Annotated in this window: 17 protein-coding genes; 12 read left to right on the top strand and 5 right to left on the bottom strand. The window is 67.2% G+C overall.

Going from position 1 to position 20,019, the window contains the following annotated elements; all coding sequences use genetic code 11:
* Positions 1-9: 9 nt before the first annotated feature.
* Both smeE and smeF read left to right on the top strand, forming a co-directional pair.
* Positions 10-3,132, top strand: a complete 3,123-nt coding sequence (gene smeE, locus N5C18_RS02980) for a multidrug efflux RND transporter permease subunit SmeE (RefSeq protein WP_164241427.1) — start codon at positions 10-12, stop codon at positions 3,130-3,132.
* 71 nt (positions 3,133-3,203) lie between these two features.
* Positions 3,204-4,589, top strand: coding sequence for a multidrug efflux RND transporter outer membrane subunit SmeF (smeF, locus tag N5C18_RS02975; RefSeq protein ID WP_053510899.1), 1,386 nt, complete (start codon positions 3,204-3,206; stop codon positions 4,587-4,589).
* A gap of 82 nt (positions 4,590-4,671) precedes the next feature.
* On the opposite strand, the gene N5C18_RS02970 is transcribed toward smeF, so the two are convergent.
* The 4 genes from N5C18_RS02970 to N5C18_RS02955 form a co-directional block, all read right to left on the bottom strand.
* Positions 4,672-5,094 carry a low affinity iron permease family protein gene (locus tag N5C18_RS02970; RefSeq protein WP_164241429.1) on the bottom strand — a complete coding sequence of 141 codons (423 nt, stop codon included), beginning with the start codon at positions 5,092-5,094 and terminating at the stop codon, positions 4,672-4,674.
* A 62-nt stretch (positions 5,095-5,156) separates the two neighbouring features.
* Positions 5,157-5,483 carry a hypothetical protein gene (locus N5C18_RS02965; RefSeq protein WP_008266057.1) on the bottom strand — a complete coding sequence of 109 codons (327 nt, stop codon included), beginning with the start codon at positions 5,481-5,483 and terminating at the stop codon, positions 5,157-5,159.
* 74 nt (positions 5,484-5,557) lie between these two features.
* A complete protein-coding gene (locus tag N5C18_RS02960; protein WP_053510897.1) occupies positions 5,558-5,818 on the bottom strand; it encodes a hypothetical protein in 261 nt (86 codons plus the stop codon).
* 199 nt (positions 5,819-6,017) lie between these two features.
* Complete coding sequence (locus tag N5C18_RS02955; protein ID WP_005411083.1) at positions 6,018-6,470, bottom strand: nucleoside deaminase; 453 nt, start codon at positions 6,468-6,470, stop codon at positions 6,018-6,020.
* Between the two features lie 80 nt (positions 6,471-6,550).
* Here N5C18_RS02955 and ubiE point away from each other — a divergent pair, with 80 nt between their 5' ends.
* The 4 genes from ubiE (at position 6,551) to N5C18_RS02935 (ending at position 11,039) form a co-directional block, all read left to right on the top strand.
* Positions 6,551-7,312, top strand: a complete 762-nt coding sequence (ubiE, locus tag N5C18_RS02950) for a bifunctional demethylmenaquinone methyltransferase/2-methoxy-6-polyprenyl-1,4-benzoquinol methylase UbiE (RefSeq protein WP_006471026.1) — start codon at positions 6,551-6,553, stop codon at positions 7,310-7,312.
* A 320-nt stretch (positions 7,313-7,632) separates the two neighbouring features.
* Entirely contained in the window at positions 7,633-9,561 is a 1,929-nt protein-coding gene (locus N5C18_RS02945; protein ID WP_279943799.1) for a M1 family metallopeptidase, read from the top strand.
* A 123-nt stretch (positions 9,562-9,684) separates the two neighbouring features.
* On the top strand, positions 9,685-10,416 hold the full coding sequence (locus N5C18_RS02940) for a hypothetical protein (RefSeq protein WP_271260994.1): 732 nt from the start codon (positions 9,685-9,687) through the stop codon (positions 10,414-10,416).
* Positions 10,416-11,039 (top strand): HAD family hydrolase, encoded by a 624-nt coding sequence (locus N5C18_RS02935; RefSeq protein WP_279943798.1) that lies wholly within the window; start codon positions 10,416-10,418, stop codon positions 11,037-11,039. The genes N5C18_RS02940 and N5C18_RS02935 overlap by 1 nt, the downstream gene beginning before the upstream one ends.
* A gap of 143 nt (positions 11,040-11,182) precedes the next feature.
* Here the strand turns inward: N5C18_RS02935 and N5C18_RS02930 are convergent, their stop codons facing one another.
* On the bottom strand, positions 11,183-12,121 hold the full coding sequence (locus N5C18_RS02930; RefSeq protein ID WP_019660686.1) for a carbohydrate kinase family protein: 939 nt from the start codon (positions 12,119-12,121) through the stop codon (positions 11,183-11,185).
* A gap of 283 nt (positions 12,122-12,404) precedes the next feature.
* Here N5C18_RS02930 and N5C18_RS02925 point away from each other — a divergent pair, with 283 nt between their 5' ends.
* The 6 genes from N5C18_RS02925 to rodA (N5C18_RS02900) all read left to right on the top strand — a co-directional run bounded on the left by N5C18_RS02925 (position 12,405) and on the right by rodA (N5C18_RS02900) (position 19,628).
* Positions 12,405-13,451 carry a rod shape-determining protein gene (locus N5C18_RS02925; RefSeq protein WP_005419402.1) on the top strand — a complete coding sequence of 349 codons (1,047 nt, stop codon included), beginning with the start codon at positions 12,405-12,407 and terminating at the stop codon, positions 13,449-13,451.
* 121 nt (positions 13,452-13,572) lie between these two features.
* The gene (gene mreC / locus N5C18_RS02920) at positions 13,573-14,709 is read left to right on the top strand and encodes a rod shape-determining protein MreC (RefSeq protein ID WP_279943797.1); all 1,137 of its coding nucleotides are present in this window, start codon (positions 13,573-13,575) and stop codon (positions 14,707-14,709) included.
* The gene (gene mreD / locus N5C18_RS02915; RefSeq protein WP_008265483.1) at positions 14,706-15,191 is read left to right on the top strand and encodes a rod shape-determining protein MreD; all 486 of its coding nucleotides are present in this window, start codon (positions 14,706-14,708) and stop codon (positions 15,189-15,191) included. Before mreC ends, mreD begins: the two co-directional genes overlap by 4 nt.
* A gap of 3 nt (positions 15,192-15,194) precedes the next feature.
* Positions 15,195-17,282 (top strand): penicillin-binding protein 2, encoded by a 2,088-nt coding sequence (gene mrdA, locus N5C18_RS02910; RefSeq protein WP_053511900.1) that lies wholly within the window; start codon positions 15,195-15,197, stop codon positions 17,280-17,282.
* Positions 17,279-18,391, top strand: a complete 1,113-nt coding sequence (rodA, locus tag N5C18_RS02905) for a rod shape-determining protein RodA (protein WP_053511901.1) — start codon at positions 17,279-17,281, stop codon at positions 18,389-18,391. The genes mrdA and rodA (N5C18_RS02905) overlap by 4 nt, the downstream gene beginning before the upstream one ends.
* A 142-nt stretch (positions 18,392-18,533) precedes the next feature.
* Positions 18,534-19,628, top strand: coding sequence for a rod shape-determining protein RodA (gene rodA / locus N5C18_RS02900; RefSeq protein ID WP_053511902.1), 1,095 nt, complete (start codon positions 18,534-18,536; stop codon positions 19,626-19,628).
* Positions 19,629-20,019 lie beyond the last annotated feature (391 nt).

The raw sequence follows: 20,019 nt of genomic DNA, 5'->3' as shown, positions 1-20,019 counted from the left end.
GAGAACCCCATGGCACGCTTTTTCATCGATCGACCCATCTTCGCGTGGGTGATCGCCATCATCATCATGCTCGCCGGCGGCCTGGCCCTGTTCAAGCTGCCGGTCTCGATGTACCCCAACGTCGCACCGCCGGCGGTGGAAATCAGCGCCACCTATCCTGGTGCATCGGCCAAGGTGGTCGAGGACTCGGTGACGCAGATCATCGAGCAGAACATGAAGGGCCTTGATGGCCTGATCTACTTCTCCTCCAACAGCTCGTCCAACGGCCAGGCCACCATCACCCTGACCTTCGAGAGCGGCACCAACCCGGACATCGCCCAGGTGCAGGTGCAGAACAAGCTGCAGCTGGCCATGCCGCTGCTGCCGCAGGAAGTACAGCGGCAGGGCATCAACGTGGCCAAGTCCAGCTCGGGCTTCCTGAACGTCATCGCGTTCGTGTCCGAGAACGGCAGCATGGACGCCAACGACATCGCCGACTACGTCGGTTCCAACGTCGTCGACCGTCTGAGCCGCGTGCCGGGCGTGGGCAACATCCAGGTGTTCGGTGGCAAGTACGCCATGCGCATCTGGCTGGACCCGAACAAGCTGCACACCTACGGCCTGTCGGTTGCCGAAGTGACGGCAGCGGTGAAGGCGCAGAACGCCCAGGTGGCCATCGGCCAGCTCGGCGGTGCGCCGTCGGTCAAGGGCCAGCAGCTCAACGCCACCATCAACGCGCAGTCGCGCCTGCAGACCCCGGAGCAGTTCCGCAACATCATCGTGCGCGGTGCGCAGGACGGTGCCGAACTGCGCCTGGGTGATGTCGCACGCGTCGAACTGGGTGCCGAGTCCTACGACTTCGTCACCCGCTACAACGGCCAGCCGGCCAGCGGCCTGGCGGTCACCCTGGCCACCGGCGCCAACGCGCTGGACACCGCGGCCGGCGTGGATGCCGCGCTGCAGGACATGAAGAGCTTCTTCCCGGCCGGGCTGAAGGCCGAGATCCCGTACGACACCACCCCGTTCGTGCGCGTATCGATCAAGGGCGTGGTGCAGACCCTGATCGAAGCGATCGTGCTGGTGTTCGTGGTGATGTACCTGTTCCTGCAGAACTTCCGCGCCACCCTGATCCCGACCATCGCCGTGCCGGTGGTGCTGCTGGGTACCTTCGGCGTGCTGGCGATGCTGGGCTTCTCGGTGAACATGCTGACCATGTTCGCGATGGTGCTGGCGATCGGCCTGCTGGTGGACGATGCCATCGTGGTGGTGGAGAACGTCGAGCGCATCATGTCCGAGGAAGGACTGTCGCCGCTCGAAGCGACCCGCAAGTCGATGGGCCAGATCACCGGCGCGCTGGTGGGTATCGGCCTGGTGCTGTCGGCGGTGTTCGTGCCGATGGCCTTCATGAGCGGCTCCACCGGCGTTATCTACCGCCAGTTCTCGGCCACGATTGTCTCGGCGATGGCGTTGTCGGTGCTGGTGGCGATCGTGCTGACCCCGGCGCTGTGCGCGACCATGCTCAAGCCGCTGAAGAAGGGCGAGCACCACGTCGCGCACAAGGGTTGGTCCGGTCGTTTCTTCAACGGTTTCAACCGTGGTTTCGACCGCACCAGCGAAAGCTACCAGCGTGGCGTGCGCGGCATCATCCACCGTCCGTGGCGTTTCATGGGCATCGTGGCGGCGCTGTTCGTGCTGATGGGCGTGCTGTTCGTGCGCCTGCCCAGTTCGTTCCTGCCCAACGAGGACCAGGGCGTGCTGATGGCGCTGGTGCAGGCACCGGTCGGTGCCACCCAGGAGCGCACGCTGGAATCGATCACGGCACTGGAAAACCACTTCCTGCAGAACGAGAAGGATGCGGTGGAATCGGTGTTCTCGGTGCAGGGCTTCAGCTTCGCCGGCATGGGACAGAACGCGGGCATGGCCTTCGTCAAGCTGAAGGACTGGAGCGAGCGTGACGCCGACAACGGCGTGATGCCGATCACCGGGCGCGCGATGGCGGCACTGGGCCAGATCAAGGATGCCTTCATCTTCGCCTTCCCGCCGCCGGCCATTCCGGAACTGGGTACCGCCTCGGGCTACACCTTCTTCCTGAAGGACAACAGTGGCCAGGGCCACGAGGCCCTGGTGGCCGCGCGCAACCAGCTGCTGGGCCTTGCCGCAGGCAGCAAGAAGCTGGCCAACGTGCGCCCGAACGGCCAGGAAGACACGCCGCAGTTCCGCATCGACATCGATGCGGCCAAGGCGACCTCGCTGGGGCTGTCGATCGACCAGATCAACGGCACCCTGGCCGCCGCGTGGGGCAGTTCGTACATCGATGACTTCGTCGATCGCGGCCGCGTCAAGCGCGTGTTCGTGCAGGCCGACCAGCCGTTCCGCATGGTGCCGGAGGACTTCGACCTCTGGTCGGTGAAGAACGACAAGGGCGAGATGGTGCCGTTCAGCGCGTTCGCCAGCAAGCACTGGGACTACGGTTCGCCGCGCCTGGAGCGCTACAACGGTGTGTCGGCGATGGAAATCCAGGGCGAACCGGCCCCAGGCGTCGCCTCCGGTGATGCCATGGCCGAGATCGAACAGCTGGCCAAGCAGCTGCCGGCGGGCTTCGGCATCGAATGGACGGCGATGTCCTACCAGGAACGCCAGGCTGGCTCGCAGACGCCGCTGCTGTACACGCTGTCGCTGATGATCGTGTTCCTGTGCCTGGCCGCGATGTATGAAAGCTGGAGCGTGCCGACCGCCGTGCTGCTGGCCGCCCCGCTGGGCATCCTCGGCGCGGTACTGGCCAACACCTTCAAGGGCCTGGAACGCGACATCTACTTCCAGGTGGCGATGTTGACCACGGTGGGCCTGACCAGCAAGAACGCGATCCTGATCGTGGAGTTCGCCAAGGAAAACCTCGAGAAGGGCGCCAGCCTGATCGAGTCGATCATGCATGCCGTGCGCGACCGCCTGCGCCCGATCGTGATGACCTCGCTGGCCTTCGGCATGGGCGTGGTACCGCTGGCGATCTCCACCGGTGCCGGCTCCGGCGCCAAGCAGGCGATCGGCACCGGTGTGCTCGGCGGCATGATCGTCGGCACCGTGCTCGGCGTGTTCTTCGTGCCGCTGTTCTTCGTCGTGGTGCAGCGCGTGTTCAAGCGCAAATCCACGACGTAATCGAAACGGTAGTGCCGGCCGCTGGCCGGCATCACCTCCTGCCTTCCGGCAGTACCGATGGAAGTCATCCCATGAAAAGTGCATCCCTGTTCCTTTCCATTGCCGCCGCGCTTGCGCTGGCCGGCTGCTCCACCCTGGTGCCGAAGAACACCGCCGTCGCGCCGGCCATTCCGGCGCAGTGGCCGGCCGAGGCCACGCAGGGCCAGGTGGCCGATGTTGCCGCCGTCGGCTGGCGCGACTTCTTCACCGACGCGCGCCTGCAGCAGGTGATCGACCAGTCGCTGCAGAACAACCGCGACCTGCGCGTGGCCGTGCTCAACGTGGAACGCGCACGCGGCCAGTACCGCGTGCAGCGCGCCGACCGCGTACCCGGCGTGGCCGTCACCGGCCAGATGCAGCGCCAGGGCACCGACGCCGGCGTCACCGAGCAGTTCACCGCGGGCGTGGGCGTGGCCGAGTTCGAGCTCGACCTGTTCGGCCGCGTGCGCAACCTCAGCGAGGCGGCGCTGCAGCAGTACTTCGCTGTGGCGGCCAATCGCCGCAATGCGCAGCTGAGCCTGGTGGCCGAGACCGCCACGGCGTGGCTGACCTATGGTGCCGACGCACAGCGGCTGAAGATCGCCGATGCCACGCTGAAGACCTACGAGGATTCGCTGCGCCTGGCCGAAGCCCGCCATGAGCGCGGCGGCAGTTCGGCACTGGAACTGACCCAGACCCGTACGCTGGTGGAAACCGCGCGCACCGATGCCGCACGCTTGCGTGGGCAGCTGGCCCAGGACCGCAACGCGCTGGCACTGCTGGCCGGTGGTCAGCTGGATGCATCACTGCTGCCGGACAGCATCGAGCCGCAGCTGCTGGCGCTGGCACCGCCGCCGGCCGGCCTGCCCAGCGACGTGCTGCTGCAGCGCCCGGACATCATGGCCGCCGAACACCAGCTGCTGGCCGCCAACGCCAACATCGGCGCGGCGCGCGCGGCGTTCTTCCCGAGCATCTCGCTGACCGGCAGCATTGGCAGTGGTTCGAGCGAACTGTCCAACCTGTTCGACAGCGGCACCCGCGTGTGGAGCTTCCTGCCGAAGATCACCCTGCCGATCTTCCAGGGCGGCAAGCTGCGCGCCAACCTGGCCATTGCCAACGCCGACCGCGATATCGCGCTGGCGCAGTACGAGAAATCGATCCAGGTCGGCTTCCGCGAAACCGCCGACGCGCTTGCGCTGAATGTCAGCCTGGATGAGCAGGTGAGTGCACAGCAGCGCCTGGTGGATGCGGCCGAACAGGCCAACCGCCTGTCACAGGCGCGCTACGACGCCGGCCTGGACAGCTTCGTCACCCTGCTCGATGCACGGCGTACCGCCTACAACGCGCAGCAGACGCAGCTGCAGGCGCAGCTGGCCCAGCAGGCCAACCGCATCACGTTGTACAAGGTGCTGGGCGGCGGCTGGCACGAGCGCAGCTGAGAGAAGCCGGCCAGCGGCCGGCTCTACCTGGATGATCGGTGGGAGTGCCGGCCGCTGGCCGGCATTGTCATTCCAAGGGCTGCTACACCGCCTCATCGTCGCGGCGGGTGGCATGGCAGGCGCGCACCCGTGCCAGCGCGTCGCCGGCTTCGCGCGCCATGCGCTCGTACTCGCGGCGGATCTCTTCCAGCCGCTCTTCGTCCAGCTCTTCCAGGTCGAGCAGCTCGTTGTTGGCCTCGGCCGTCGCGCGGATCAGCTCGTCGAGCTTGATCTGCATCGCCGCGGTGTCCGAGTTCTGCGTGTGCTGGATCAGGAACACCATCAGGAAGGTGATGATGGTGGTACCGGTGTTGATCACCAGCTGCCAGGTGTCGTTGAAACCGAACAGCGGGCCACTGATGCCCCAGATCACCACGATCGCGACCGCAGCCAGGAAGGTCCACGGCGAGCCGGTGGCGGCCGCGGCCTTCTTGGCGATCGTATTGAACAGGTTTCCTGCTTTCATCGTCGTCGTCCCACTCAGGTGACGAGGATGATCGGCAGTGCCTTGTGCAGGGGCCGTGCAGCTCAGGCGCGCAGGCGCGGAGCGTCCTGCAGGCGCACCCGGCTGGTCTGGTAGACGTGCTGCCAGCAGCGGTCGACGAACTCGCGGGCCTGGGCTTCACTCAGGCGCGGCATGATCTGCAGGGCGTACTGGGTCTGGAACATCTCGTCGCGCTGCGCATTGCTGGCGCGCGGCTGGGTGATCAGCGAATCGCAGGCGAACTTGATCCACGGTACGTACGAGCCGAACGAATTGTGCGGCAGGGCGCCGTCGGCATGCTGGCGACGCCAGTGGTCAAGCTCGGCGTCTACGTTGATGACCGGGGGAATGGTGGGAACTTCAGCGTGCATGTCGATCCAATCGGTTGAAGTGGATGGGAGTGGGGGTTCATCGCAGTGTGGCCTGAGCGGCAGTGGATGCCGCGTCAGGGAGATGTGCAGCCAGCGTTGCGATTGCCGATCAGTTGCGCATGCTCGACCGCGCCCATTTCTTCGGCCATGTCGGCCATTGCGTTGCACAGGCGCTCGTGGTCGAGCGGACGGCCTTGTACCAGTTCCAGCTGCAGGCCCTGGTAGGCCGTCCAGAACAGGGCGCTACGCTGATGCAGCGCGAACTGCTGCTGCAGGCGCGTGCGGATGGCGGCGAGGATCGGGTCGGGCGTGGGGCGTACGGCGTGCGCGCACATGGCTGGCTCCGCCGGGGGAAGTAGGTCCCGGTAGCCCCACCCTAGGCGGTCTGCGCGGGTGGGGTGTTACCGCAGCGTGTGCAGGCAGTCCAGCTGACTGTGCACGGGTTCACAGCAATCGCCGCAAACGCTGCCGGCACTAGGGCGTGCCAGGACTGAAGCGTTCATTAAGCAGGTTCAATCGTACGCTGCGCGGTGCTCATTCGCCGATGTCTTCGTTCCAGATCTCCGGATGCTGCGCAATGAAGCCGCCGAGCAGATCGACGCATTCCTGGCTGTCGAGATCGATCACGTTGACGCCGTTTTCGCGCAGCCAGTCGATGCCGCCCTGGAAGGTACGCGATTCGCCCACCACCACCGTGCCGATGTTGAACTGGCGCACCAGCCCCGAGCAGTACCAGCACGGGGCCAGGGTGGTGACCATGATGGTGTCCTGGTAGCGACGCTGGCGGCCGGCCTTGCGGAACGCGTCGGTCTCGCCGTGCACGGAAGGGTCGCCTTCCTGCACGCGTCGGTTGTGGCCACAGCCGAGCAGGCGGCCGTCGTTGTGGTACAGCGCCGCGCCGATCGGCACGCCGCCTTCGGCCAGGCCCTGGCGGGCTTCGGCGATGGCGGTCTGCAGCAGGGCCTGGTAGTCGGGCGTGGTGATCATGCGGGGCTCCGGTAAGTCGTGGCCCGCCATGATACGGGCAGGGGGTGCCGCTGGCTCCCGGCGGTGCGATAATCGGGGCCATGAGCGAATCCCCCTACAAAGCCGGTACCACCCATTTCGGGTTCCGCGACGTCGCCGCCAAGGACAAGCAGAAGCTGGTCGGCCAGGTGTTCACCTCGGTCGCGCGCAACTACGACCTGATGAACGACCTGATGAGCCTGGGCGTGCACCGGGCGTGGAAGCGCTACTACGTGGCGACCGCGCAGGTGAAGCCGGGCGACCGCGTGCTCGACCTGGCCGGTGGCACCGGCGACATCGCCGCCCTGCTGAAGGAGCGCGTGGGCGCCGAAGGCTCGGTGGTGCTGGGCGACATCAACGCCGGCATGCTGTCGGTCGGCCGTGACCGCCTGACCAACCGCGGCCTGGTGCTCGGCCTGGACTACGTGCAGTGCAACGCCGAGGCCCTGCCGTTCCCGGACAACAGCTTCGATCTGGTCACCATCGCCTTCGGCCTGCGCAACGTGACCGACAAGGACGCCGGCCTGCGCGAGATGTATCGCGTGCTGAAGGTGGGTGGCCAGGCCCGCGTGCTGGAGTTCTCCGAAGTCACCGCCGACTGGTTCAAGCCGATCTACGACTTCCATTCGTTCCGGATCCTGCCCAAGCTGGGCAAGCTGTTCGCCAACGATTCGGACAGCTACCAGTACCTGGCCGAGAGCATCCGCAAGCACCCGCCGCAGGACGAACTGAAGGCGATGATGGGGCAGGCCGGTTTCGAGCGCTGCCACTACAAGAACCTGACCGGCGGCATCGTCTCGATCCATTCCGGCTACAAGCTGTAAGTCGTGCCTTGGTAGGTGCCAACCTTGGTTGGCACGCCCCGGCCGCGGTCATCCGCTCTGGTGGGTGCCGACCTTGGTCGGCACGCCCAGGCTGCGGTCATCCGCTTTGGTGGGTGCCGACCTTGGTCGGCACGGGCCTGCCGCGAGCGATGAAAGATCCGTGCCAACCAAGGTTGGCACCCACCTGTAGATGCCAACCTTGGTTGGCATGCGCCGGAGGCGCAGGATCAGCCCCGCCCGCCATTACCCCGCACCGCGCAACGCCTGCGCGGCCGGAGGGAGGTACCATTGGGGTTTGATCCCCGTAACGGTTCCGATTCATGCGCAATCCGCTGATGCTCCTTCCGCTGGCCGTGGCCCTGGCCGCCGGCTGCTCCCAGGAGGCGGCCGCGCCCGCCGCCGCCCCGACTGCCGCAAAGGCCCCCGCCGCCCCCGTGAACGCCGAGAACCGCAGCCACGACGAAAGCTCGTACGCCGAGCCGGACAAGGTCGTCATCAAGGACATCGCGCTGGATCTGAAGCTGGACTTCGACCAGAAGCAGATCGGCGGCACCGCCACCTACACCCTGGAATGGAAGCACAAGGACGCCAAGCAGCTGGTGCTCGACACCCGCGAGCTGACCGTGTCCAAGGTCGAGGCGGTCGCCGCCGATGGCGCGCGCAGCCCGCTGAAGTTCGAGCTGGCCGCCGCTGACAAGGTGTTCGGCAGCAAGCTGACCATCGAAGCCCCGGAGCAGCCGGCCAAGGTGGAAGTGAGCTACCACACCGCACCGACCGCCTCGGGCCTGCAGTGGCTGGCGCCGTCGATGACCGAGGGCAAGAAGCTGCCCTTCATGTTCAGCCAGTCGCAGGCCATCCACGCCCGTTCCTGGGTGCCGCTGCAGGACACCCCGAGCGTGCGCTTCACCTACAGCGCGCACGTGGTCTCGCGCCCGGACGTGATGGTGCTGATGAGCGCCGACAACGATCCGAAGGCCGCGCGTGACGGTGACTACACCTTCAAGATGCCGCAGCCGATTCCGTCGTACCTGTTGGCCATCGCCGCCGGCGACCTGGTGTTCGAGCCGATCTCCGGCCGCTCCGGCGTCTGGGCCGAGCCGACCATGGTCAACAAGGCCGCCAAGGAATTCGAAGACACCGAGAAGATGATCGGTGCCGCCGAGAAGCTGTACGGCGAATACCGCTGGGGCCGCTACGACATGCTGGTGCTGCCGCCGTCGTTCCCGTTCGGTGGCATGGAAAACCCGCGCCTGACCTTCGCCACCCCGACCGTGATCGTCGGCGACAAGTCGCTGGTGTCGCTGGTCGCCCACGAACTGGCGCACAGCTGGTCGGGCAACCTGGTGACCAACGCCAGCTGGAAGGACATCTGGCTCAATGAAGGCTTCACCACCTACGTCCAGGGCCGCATCACCGAAGCCCTGTACGGCAAGGAGATGGCCGAGATGGAGAAGCAGATCGACCAGACCGACCTGCTGGCCGAAGTGAAGGACATGAGCCCGGCCGACCAGGCGCTGGCGCTGCCGCCGCTGAACGAGCGTGACCCCGATGAAGCCCTCAGCCAGGTCGCCTACGTCAAGGGTTCGTGGTTCCTGGAGTTCCTGGAACAGCGCTTCGGCCGCGAGACCTTTGATCCGTTCCTGCGTGGCTGGTTCGATGACCACGCCTTCCAGAGCGCGAACACCGACCAGTTCGTCGAGTACCTGAAGAAGAACCTGCTGCCGAAGAACCCGTCGGCGGTGACCGAGGCCGAACTGAAGGCCTGGCTGGACGAACCGGGCATCCCGGCGTTCGCAGCCAAGGCGCAGTCGCGCAACTTCAGCAGCGTCGATACCGCGCGCATCGCCTTCGCCAGCGCCGGCACCGTGCCGAGCAGCCAGGTCATCGCCGACTGGAGCACGCAGGAATGGGTGCGCTTCATCGACGGCCTGGGCGCCACCCAGCCGCTGGACAAGCTGGCCACGCTGGACAAGGCCTTCCACTTCACCGGTACCCCGAATGGCGAGATCGCCATGCGCTGGTACCCGCTGGCGATCCGCAGCGGTTACGAGCAGGCCAACGAAGGGGCCGCTGCGTTCATCGAGCGCGTCGGCCGTCGCAAGCTGATCATGCCGATCTACGCTGAACTGGTGAAGACCCCGAAGGGGCTGGAGCTGGCCAAGCAGGCCTTCGAAAAGGCCAAGCCGGGCTACCACCCGATCACCACCGCCTCGGTGCAGGACATGCTGGCCAAGGCCGAAGCCAAGTAAGCAGAAAGCGCCGGGCACCCCCCGGCGCTTTTTTGTAGAGTCGAGCCATGCTCGACTGGCTCTTCAACAGCAGTCGAGCATGGCTCGACTCTACAAGAATGCGAAAACACCAAGGACCTCCGCATGAAACGACTGATCCTGCTCACCGCCTGCACCCTGGCCCTGGCCGCCTGCAGCAACCCCGAGGAAGAGCGCAAGGCCCAGGAAGCCGCTGCGGCCGCTGTGCAGGCGCAGAAGGAAGCCAAAGCCGAGGACGTCGCCAAGCAGTACGACATGGCCGTGGCCGCGCAGGACTGGGAACGCGCGCGCCTGCATGGCGCCTCGCTGCTGGACCAGTACAAGGACACCGCCGCGGCCGAGCGGATCGCCGCCGGCTTCGACGAGGTCAAGGCCAAGGGCGACGCCGCGCGCGACCTGCGCCGCATGCAGGCGCTGTGGCAGTACAACCAGATCCCGGTGGGCAACAAGGGCAACCAGGTCTCGGCCCAGATCTACAGCAAGGAACGGGTGGACGTGGATGGCAGTGGCGCCAAGACGGTGCAGCTGGTGTTCCGCGATCACCCGGAATGGAAGCGGCACGCCTACCTGGTGCTGCAGGCCGGCGATTTCCGCTGCCCGCAGTGCACGGTGAAAGTGACCGTGGACGACGGCAAGCCGGTGTCGATGGCCGCCTGGCGGCCAAAGACCGATGAAGCCATTGCGATGTTCATCACCGACCAGAAGGCGCTGTGGAAGCTGGCGCGCAAGGGCAAGTCGATCAGCATCGAGTTCCCGGTCAAGGCCGGCGGCACGCGCACGGCCGTGTTCGAAACCGGCGGTGTCGACGCCAGCCGCATGCCGCAGTGGTGGCAGTGATGATCGCAACGGGCAGCGCAGTGCACGCGTTGTCCGCGATCCGGCACTGGGTGTTCGACATGGACGGCACGCTGACGGTAGCCGTGCATGACTTCGCGGCGATCCGCCGCACGCTGCAGATCGCCGCCGAGGAAGACATCCTCGACCATATCGCCGCGCTACCGGACGCACCGGCGCAGGCCAAGCGTGCGTGGCTGCTGGATCACGAGCGCGCGCTGGCCGAGGACGCGCTGCCGGCGCCGGGCGCGGTGAAGCTGCTGCGCGCGCTGGCGGCCGGCGGTTGCCGGCTGGGCATCCTGACCCGCAACGACCACGCGCTGGCGAAGCTGACGCTGGAGGCGATCGGGGTCCGGGAACTGTTCGACGATGCCGACATCATCGGCCGCGATGAAGCGGTGCCCAAGCCTTCACCGGATGGCCTGCAGCAACACCTGCGGCGCTGGGGCGTTTCCGCCGGGCAGGCGGTGATGGTCGGGGACCACGCCTACGATCTGGAGTGCGGCCGCGCTGCGGGCACCCACACCGTGCTGGTCAACCTGCCGGAGAACCCATGGCCGGACTGCACCGACTGGCATTTCGCCGATTGCCGCGACCTGTTGGCCGCCTGGCAGCAGAAGGGGTAGTGCCGGCCGCTGGCCGGCAGTGTCGACCCGGGTCGACACCTACCAACAGCATTCCCGGTAGCGCATCGGGTGGAAAGCCCCCTTGTTGTTCAAGGGGGCGCGCCGAAGGCGCGGGGATAAGGTGGAATGCGCGGGCAATTTGGTTACGCGCTAAGCGCGTAGCCAAATTGCTGCTTGAACTGCTCGTTGAACTCATCGAAGGTGAAGCGCTGGTTCTGCGTGCCCGGGTGCTCGACCTTCAGCGCGCCCATCAGGTTGCCCATGCGGCCGATGGTCAGCCAGTCGTAGCCCTTCTGGATGCCGTAGATCAGGCCGGCACGGAAGGCGTCGCCACAGCCGGTCGGGTCGACCACGCGGCGCTCGTGCGCCGGCGGGATGTCGTAGCTCTTTTCCGGGGTGTGGATGACCGCGCCCTTCGGGCCGCGCGTGGTGATGTAGGCCTTGACCCGGCTGACGATCTCCTTTTCGTCCCAGCCGGTGCGTTCCTGCAGCAGGTTCGACTCGTAGTCGTTGACCACCACGTAGTCGGCCTGGTCGATGAAGGCACGCAGCTCCGGGCCGTTGAACAGCGGCATGGCCTGGCCCGGGTCGAAGATGAACGGGATGCCGTCTTCGTGGAATTCCTGCGCGTTCTGGATCATGCCCTCGCGGCCGTCCGGGCCGACCAGGCCCAGGGTCACGCCCGGCACGCCACGCACGTGGTTCTCGTAGGAACGCATCATCGCGCCCGGATGGAAGGCGGTGATCTGGTTGTTGTCGTGGTCGGTGGTGATGAACGCCTGCGGGGTGAACAGCTCATCGATCACGCGCACGCGCGACAGGTCGATGCCCAGGCCTTCGAAGTATTCGCGGTACGGGCCGAAGTCCGAACCCACGGTGCCCATCGGGATCGGCTGGCCGCCCAGCAGGTGCAGGTTGTAGGCGATGTTGCCGGCGCAGCCACCGAACTCGCGGCGCATGCGCGGCACCAGGAAGGACACGTTCAGGATGTGCACCTTGTCCGGCAGGATGTGATTCTTGAACTGGTCCGGGAACACCATGATGGTGTCGAAGGCAAGAGAACCACAGATCAGAGCGGACATCGATGTAAGCCTATGCGGTGAATTTTGGGATGGGCCGGCCCGGTTCAGCGGGCAAGCAAACGGCGCCCTTGGGCGCCCGACGGCGCAAAGGTTACCCGCTGGTGCCGCTCAGGGCCAGAACCGGGTGAGACCGGATCAGGCCGAAAGCCTGTGAAGACGCGGGTTCAGCTAGTTTTTTCCTTGCTCGGCGGCAGGCGGGTTGCTAGGCTTGTCGGCCTCGATTTCTGCCCATTTTTTCGCCATCCCGCGGCGGGCACGACACCCCTCAGGACTCCTTCCTCAGATGTTCAAGAAACTCCGTGGCATGTTCTCCAACGACCTGTCCATCGACCTGGGCACGGCCAACACCCTCATCTACGTGCGCGGGCAGGGGATCGTGCTGAACGAGCCGTCGGTCGTGGCCGTGCGTCAGGACCGTGCCATTGGCGGCACCCGTTCGGTGGCAGCCGTAGGCGCCGAGGCCAAGCAGATGCTGGGCCGTACCCCGGGCCACATCACCACCATCCGCCCGATGAAGGATGGCGTCATTGCCGACTTCACCTATACCGAGGCGATGCTCAAGCACTTCATCAAGAAGGTGCACAAGTCGCGCGTGCTGCGCCCGAGCCCGCGCGTGCTGGTCTGCGTGCCGGCCGGCTCGACCCAGGTCGAGCGCCGCGCGATCAAGGAATCGGCCGAGGAAGCCGGTGCCCGTGACGTGTTCCTGATCGAAGAGCCGATGGCCGCGGCGATCGGCGCCGGCATGCCGGTTACCGAAGCCCGTGGCTCGATGGTCATCGACATCGGCGGCGGCACCACCGAAGTGGCGGTGATCTCGCTCAACGGCATCGTCTATTCGGCGTCGGTCCGCATCGGCGGCGACCGCTTCGACGAGTCCATCACCAACTACGTGCGCCGCAACCACGGCATGCTGATCGGTGAAGCCACCGCCGAGCGCATCAAGGTCGAGCTGGGCTGCGCCTACCCGCAGGCGGAAGTGATCGAGATGGAAATCTCCGGCCGCAACCTCGCCGAGGGCGTGCCGAAGATGATCAAGATCAGTTCCAACGAGGTGCTCGAGGCCCTGCACGAGCCGCTGTCGGGCATCGTCAGCGCGGTCAAGCTGGCGCTGGAGCAGACCCCGCCGGAACTGTGCGCCGACGTCGCCGAGCGCGGCATCGTGCTGACCGGTGGTGGCGCCCTGCTGCGCGACCTGGACCGCCTGATCTCCGAGGAAACCGGCCTGCACGTGCAGGTGGCCGACGACCCGCTGACCTGCGTGGCCCGCGGCGGTGGCCGTGCGCTGGAGCTGGTCGACATGCACGGCAACGAGTTCTTTGCGCCGGAGTAAGCCGTCCCGGCTGCCTGCGCCCGCAGCGCCCCTCCGGGGTGCGGCCCGCCATGAGGGTGGGCCGGCACCGGCGGGGCGCCCGCGTGTTTCCCTTCCGCCTTCTGCCAGTTGAATCGTTGCCGTGCCGCCCTACGCCGGACCTCCCGTCGCTTCCCGATCCGGTGATGCCGCCAGCCCGTTGCGGCTGCTGGCTTATCTCGCACTGGCCATCACCCTGATCGTGCTTGACGACCAGGCCGGCTGGCTCGCGCAGCTGCGCGGGCAGGCCAACAGCCTGGTGCAGCCGGTGTGGGCGCTGGCGGGCCTGCCGGGCAAGCTCGGCAACCAGGTCAAGGATTCGGCGGCCAGCCATGGCCAGCTGGTCAACGAGAATCGTGAACTGCGCAACCAGCTGCTGCTGGCCAACGCGCGCCTGACCCGCCTGCAGACCGCCGCGCTGGACAACGCCCAGCTGCGCGAACTGCTGAACGTGGCCGAGCGCAGTGGCCTGGATGTGCAGCTGGCACCGGTGCTGGACATCGACCTGGACCCGGTGAAGCAGCGGCTGGTGCTCGACGCCGGCAGCCGCGAAGGCGTGCATGTCGGGCAGGCGGTGATCGATGCCGGCGGCCTGATGGGCCAGGTGATCAGCGTCACCGGGGGCACCTCCACCGTGCTGCTGCTGACCGACCCCGACCACGCGGTACCGGTCACCGTGGCCCGCAACGGCGTGCGCCTGATCGTCTACGGCCGCGGCGACAAACTGGAACTGCGCGACATTCCGCTCAGCGCTGGTGTGGAAGTGGGCGATGAGATCGTGACTTCCGGTCTGGGTGGCCGCTTCCCGGCCGGCTTCCCGGTCGGCACCATCACCGCCCTGCGTCCGGACGATACCCATGCCTTCCTGGTCGGCGAACTGAAGCCGGCGGCCCAGCTCGACCGCGGCCGCGACGTGCTGCTGCTGCGCCCGGGCGCGGCGATCCGGATTCCGCCGGAACTGCGCCTGCAGCTGGAAGCCACCGCGCCGGGCGGCCCGGCCACGGGTGCCACCGCGCCTGCGCCAGCCACAACGACGCCGGCTCCGGCCAGTGCTCCGGTAGTGCCGGCCGCTGGCCGGCAACAGCCCTCGTTGCAAACGAGGACTGTTGCCCCCGCATCCCACCTTACCCCCACGCCTTCGGCGCGCCCCCCTCAACAAGAGGGGGGCTTTCCCCCAGCCAGGTCCACGGTAGTGCCGGCCGCTGGCCGGCAACCGATCACGCCGGAGGCGCAGCGATGAGCCGTCTGCGCGACAACCCGTGGGTGCTGCCGGCCAGCCTGGTGGTGGCGCTGCTGCTGGGCCTGCTGCCGCTGCCGGCGCTGCTGCAGCCGCTGCGCCCGTACTGGCTGGCGCTGGTACTGGCGTACTGGGTGATCGAAGCGCCCGAACGCGTCGGCCTGGGCGTCGCCTTCGCCAGTGGCGTGATCGCCGACCTGCTATACGGCGGCGTGCTCGGTGAACAGGCGCTGCGGCTGGTGATGCTGGCCTTCATCCTGCAGCGCTTCCGTGCCCGCATCCGCTTCTTCCCGATGTCGCAGCAGATGCTGGCCATCGGCGGCCTGCTGTTCAACGACCGCATCGTCAGCGCGCTGGTCCACATCCTGGTGGGTGAGCCGACCCTGCCGTGGTCGTACTGGTGGGCGCCGCTGCTGGGCATGGGCCTGTGGCCGCTGGTGTTCGTGCTGCTGGACGCGGTGCGCTTCGGCAAGCGCGGGCGCTGAGCCATGATTCCGCGCCGCCAGGTCAAGAACCCGCACGCCGAAGCCGAACAGTTCCGCCGTCGCGCGGCGCTGGGTTTCCTGGGCGTGCTGGTCTGCCTGCTGGGCCTGGGCGGCTGGTACTTCAAGCTGCAGGTGCTGGACCACGACGTCTACGCCACGCGCTCGGAGGCCAACCGCATCAAGCCGCGGCCGGTGGTGCCCGGGCGCGGCATGATCTACGACCGCAACGGCCGCCTGCTGGCCGAGAACGTACCGGCCTTCCGCCTGGACGTGACCCCGGACAAGGTCAAGGACATGGACGCCACCCTCGAAGGGCTGGCGAAGATCATCAGCATCAGCCCGGAAGAACTGGAAGCGTTCAACAAGTCGCGCAAGGCGCGCCGCAAGTTCCTGCCGGTCACGCTGAAGCTGCGCATGAGCGACGAGGAGATGGCGCGCTTCGCCGTCGACCGCTGGCGCTTCCCCGGCGTCGAGCTGGAGCCCTACCTGACCCGCCGCTACCCCTACGGCGATCTGTTCGCGCACATCATCGGCTACGTCGGCCGCGTCGATGACAAGGATCTGGAGATCCTCGGTGAAGGCAATGCGGCGCTGACCCACATCGGCAAGTCCGGCCTGGAGCGCTATTACGAGCAGCAGCTGCGCGGCAAGGTCGGCTACGAGCAGGTCGAAACCAACGTGCAGGGCCGTGCGATCCGCACCATCGGCCGCGTCGCCGCGCAGTCCGGTGCCGACCTGCGGCTGTCGATCGACGCCGACCTGCAGCGCGCCATGGTCGCCGCCTTCGGCGACCAGGAAGGCTCGGCGGTGGCGATGGACCCGCGTACCGGCGAAGTGCTGGCGATGGTCAGCCTGCCGTCCTACGACCCCAACCTGTTCGTCAACGGCATCTCGCATGCCGACTTCAAGGCGCTGAACGAGAACCCGTCGCGGCCGCAGTTCAACCGCCTGGTGCTCGGTGGCGTCGCCCCCGGTTCCACGTTGAAGCCGCTGATCGGCCTGGCCGGCCTGGATTCGGGCGTGCGCCGCCCGGAAGACAAGGTGCTGTCCACCGGCATGTTCTACCTGCCCGGCACCTCGCGCGGCTGGGGTGACGCCCACCGCGGCGGCCACGGCTGGACCGATCTGCGCAAGTCCATCGCCGAGTCGGTCAATACCTACTACTACAAGCTGGCGCTGGACCTGGGCATCGAGCGCTTCGACCACTACATGGAGTACTACGGCTTTGGCCAGCCGACCGGCATCGACCTGACCGGCGAGATCGGCGGCATCCTGCCGTCGCCGGCCTACAAGCGGAAGACCCGCAAGGAGGCCTGGTACCCCGGCGATACGGTCAACATCAGCATCGGCCAGGGCGACTGGAAGGTCACCCCGCTGCAGCTGGCGCGTGGCGTCAGCGCGCTGGCCGACGGCCAGTTGCGCACCCCGCACCTGGTGATCCAGCAGCGCGACGGCTTCGACAGCGACTGGGCGGCGACGTCGCCCGGCGAGATCAAGCCGGTCAGCCCCAACCCCAGCAACCTGCAGGCCGTGCGCGAGGGCATGATGGCGACCATGCGGCCCGGCGGCAGCGGTTGGCGTGTTGCGGTCGGTGCGCCGTACGTGATGGCCGGCAAGACCGGTACCGCGCAGGTCATCAGCCGCAAGGGCACAGCCGCCGTGAATCCGAAGAGCCTGCCGATGCACCTGCGCCACCGCGCGCTGTTCGTCGGCTTCGCGCCGGTCGACAACCCGGTGATCGCGATCGCGGTGGCGGTGGAGGGCGGCGGCTATGGTGGTTCGGCAGCCGCGCCGATCGCACGCAAGGTGTTCGACGCCTATCTGCTGGGCAAGATGCCTGAAGGCATGCAGCCGCTGGACAGCGAGCGCGGTACCACCGCCATCGGCGCCACCGCGTTCGACAACGAAGATGCCGGCGCGCGCCAGGCGGGTGATCTTGCCGCCGTGCAGCTGGCCGAGCACCCGGTGCTGGTCGGCGTGCCCGCGCCCGAACCGGCACCCGCGCCGGCTCCGGCACCGCCGCCGGGTACACCGGCCGCCGCCGCGCTGCCGGCCACGCCGCGCCCGACCTCTGCGGAGCCCGCACGATGAAGGTGTTCCTGCGCTGGGCCGGCGACATGCTGCGCCGCTTCTTCAGCACGCTGGACTGGGTGTTGTGCCTGGCGCTGGGCGCGTTGATGGTAATCGGCCTGGCCACGTTGAAGAGCGCCGGTGGCGACGGCCTGGTGATGGCCCAGGGGGCGCGTTTCGCGGTGGGCATGGCCGCACTGTGGGGCATCTCGCGGGTGCCGATCCTGCGCATCCGCTCTGCGACCCCGCTCATCTACGCAATCTCGATGATTCCGCTGCTGGCGGTGTTCGTACTCGGCACCGGCAAGTACGGACGGCAGTGGCTGGACCTGAAGTTCTTCTACCTGCAGCCGGCCGAGCTGCTGAAGGTCAGCCTGCCGATGATGGTGGCCTGGTACCTGCACCGGATGCCGCTGCCGCCGCGCTTCAACACCGTGCTGGTGGCGCTGGTGATCATCGGCGTACCGACCGGGCTGGTGATGCTGCAGCCGGACTTCGGCACCGGCGTGCTGATCGCTGCCAGTGGTGTGTTCGTGCTGCTGCTGGCGGGCCTGCCGTGGTGGTGGGTCGGCCTGGGCGTGGGGGGCGTGGCTGCGGTCGCGCCGCTGGCCTGGTTCTGGTTGCTGCGGCCGTACCAGAAGGACCGCATCATGATGTTCCTGGACCCGGAGATGGATGCGCTGGGCGCGGGCTGGAACATCATCCAGTCGAAGATCGCGATCGGTTCCGGCGGCTTCGACGGCAAGGGCTGGGGCGAGGGCTCGCAGTCGCACCTGAACTTCATTCCCGAGCAGACCACCGACTTCGCGTTCTCGGTGCTGAGCGAGGAATTCGGCTGGATCGGCGTTGCCACCGTGCTGGCGCTGTACCTGGTGGTGATCGGGCGCTGCCTGTGGATTGCCAGCCAGTCGCGCGATTCCTATTCGCGGCTGCTGGCCGGTGCCACCGGCCTGGCGTTCTTCGTGTACGTGCTGGTCAACGGCGGGATGATTTCCGGCCTGCTGCCGGTGGTGGGCGTGCCGATGCCACTGATCAGCTACGGCGGCACCTCGGCGGTATCGCTGCTGGCCGGCTTCGGGCTGGTGATGGCAGTGCGCAGCCACAACCCGGTACACGGCGGCTACGGCTGAGCCCGGCTCCGCCGCCTTCGTAGAGTCGAGCTTGCTCGACTGCTTCTGTTGCTGCATGAAAGGCAGTCGAGCACGGCTCGACTCTACAAATGCAGCTGCCGCATGACAGCTTCGCGCAAGCGCGCATTGCTAGCGTACCCGCGTGGAATGGAAACGACTGTTTGGCGGCTGCCGTGAGGCAGTGCGCACGATCGACCTGCCGTTGCTGGTTGCGCTGTTGATCCTGATGGGCGCCGGCCTGGCGGTGCTGCACAGCGTGTCCGGCCCGGTGGCCGGGCAGGCCGCGCGCTTTGCCGGTGGCCTGCTGGCAATGTGGCTGCTGTCGCGGGTTACGCTGCTGCGCCTGCGCGCGTGGACACCGGCGTTGTATGCGCTGTCGATGCTGCCGCTGATGGCGGTGTACGTGATCGGTACCGGCAAGTACGGGCAGCGCTGGCTCAACCTGGGTGTGTTCTACCTGCAGCCGTCCGAGCTGCTCAAGCTCAGCCTGCCGCTGATGATGGCCTGGTACCTGCACCGGCAGCCGCTGCCACCGTCGCCACGCACGGTGCTGACCGCCGCGGTGCTGATCGGAGTTCCCGCGGTACTGATCCTGATGCAGCCCAACCTGGGCACCGCCACGCTGGTCACCGCCAGCGGCGTGTTTGCGTTGTTGCTGGCCGGCCTGCATTGGGGCTGGGTCGCCACTGGCGCGACCGGGCTGGCGCTGGCCGCACCGCTGGCGTGGTTCGGCCTGCTGCGGCAGTACCAGAAGGACCGCGTGCTGACCTTCCTCGACCCGGCGGCGGACCCGCTCGGCACCGGCTGGAACATCCTGCAGTCGCGCATCGCGATCGGTTCCGGTGGATGGCAGGGCCGCGGCTGGGGGCAGGGCACGCAGGCCACGCTGGATTTCCTGCCCGAATACACGACCGACTTCGCGTTTTCAGTGTTGGCCGAAGAGTTCGGCTGGATCGGCGTGGCGACGGTGTTTGCGCTTTACCTGTTCGTGGTCGGGCGCTGCCTGTGGATCGCGGTGCACGCACGCGACACGCACGCACGGTTGCTGGCCGGCAGCCTGGGGCTGGCGTTCTTCGTCTATGTCCTGGTGAACGGTGGAATGATTTCCGGCCTGCTGCCGGTGGTGGGCATACCGATGCCGTTGATCAGCTATGGCGGGACATCGGCGGTTTCGCTGTTGGCCGGTATCGGGTTGGTGATGGCGGTGCGCGGGCACCGGCCGGTGCACGGGGGATAGGGATTCCAGCCAACGGCACAGCCCCTCGTGGGTGGGCGCGTAACGCGGGTCATGTAATTGGGGCGGGCGCGGTGGGTTCGCGGGACACGCCGTAAACCCGTCCCTGGGGGCTCGATGGCGCCATCCATGGCGCCAACGGTCCCGCGGACCCACCGCGCCCGCCCCCTGACAGTTTTCGGGCGCGTCCACCCACGAAAAAGAAAAAGAAGATCAAAAGCAAAAGCGGCCTGGCGGATCGCTTCATTGCCTTGTGTAGAGCCGAGCCATGCTCGGCTCACAAGCAAGCGCAGCGCGCGACCCGCTTTTGATCTTCTTTTCTTCTCCGTGGGTGGCAGGCCACCGAAATCTGTCAGAGGGCGGTCGGGTTGGGTACGCGGGGGTGTGTGATCTG

Source organism: Stenotrophomonas sp. GD03930, assembly GCF_029839665.1.
Classification (GTDB): domain Bacteria; phylum Pseudomonadota; class Gammaproteobacteria; order Xanthomonadales; family Xanthomonadaceae; genus Stenotrophomonas; species Stenotrophomonas forensis.
Note: the sequence above shows the minus strand (reverse complement) of the source record. Positions and strands in the feature narration are given on the sequence as shown.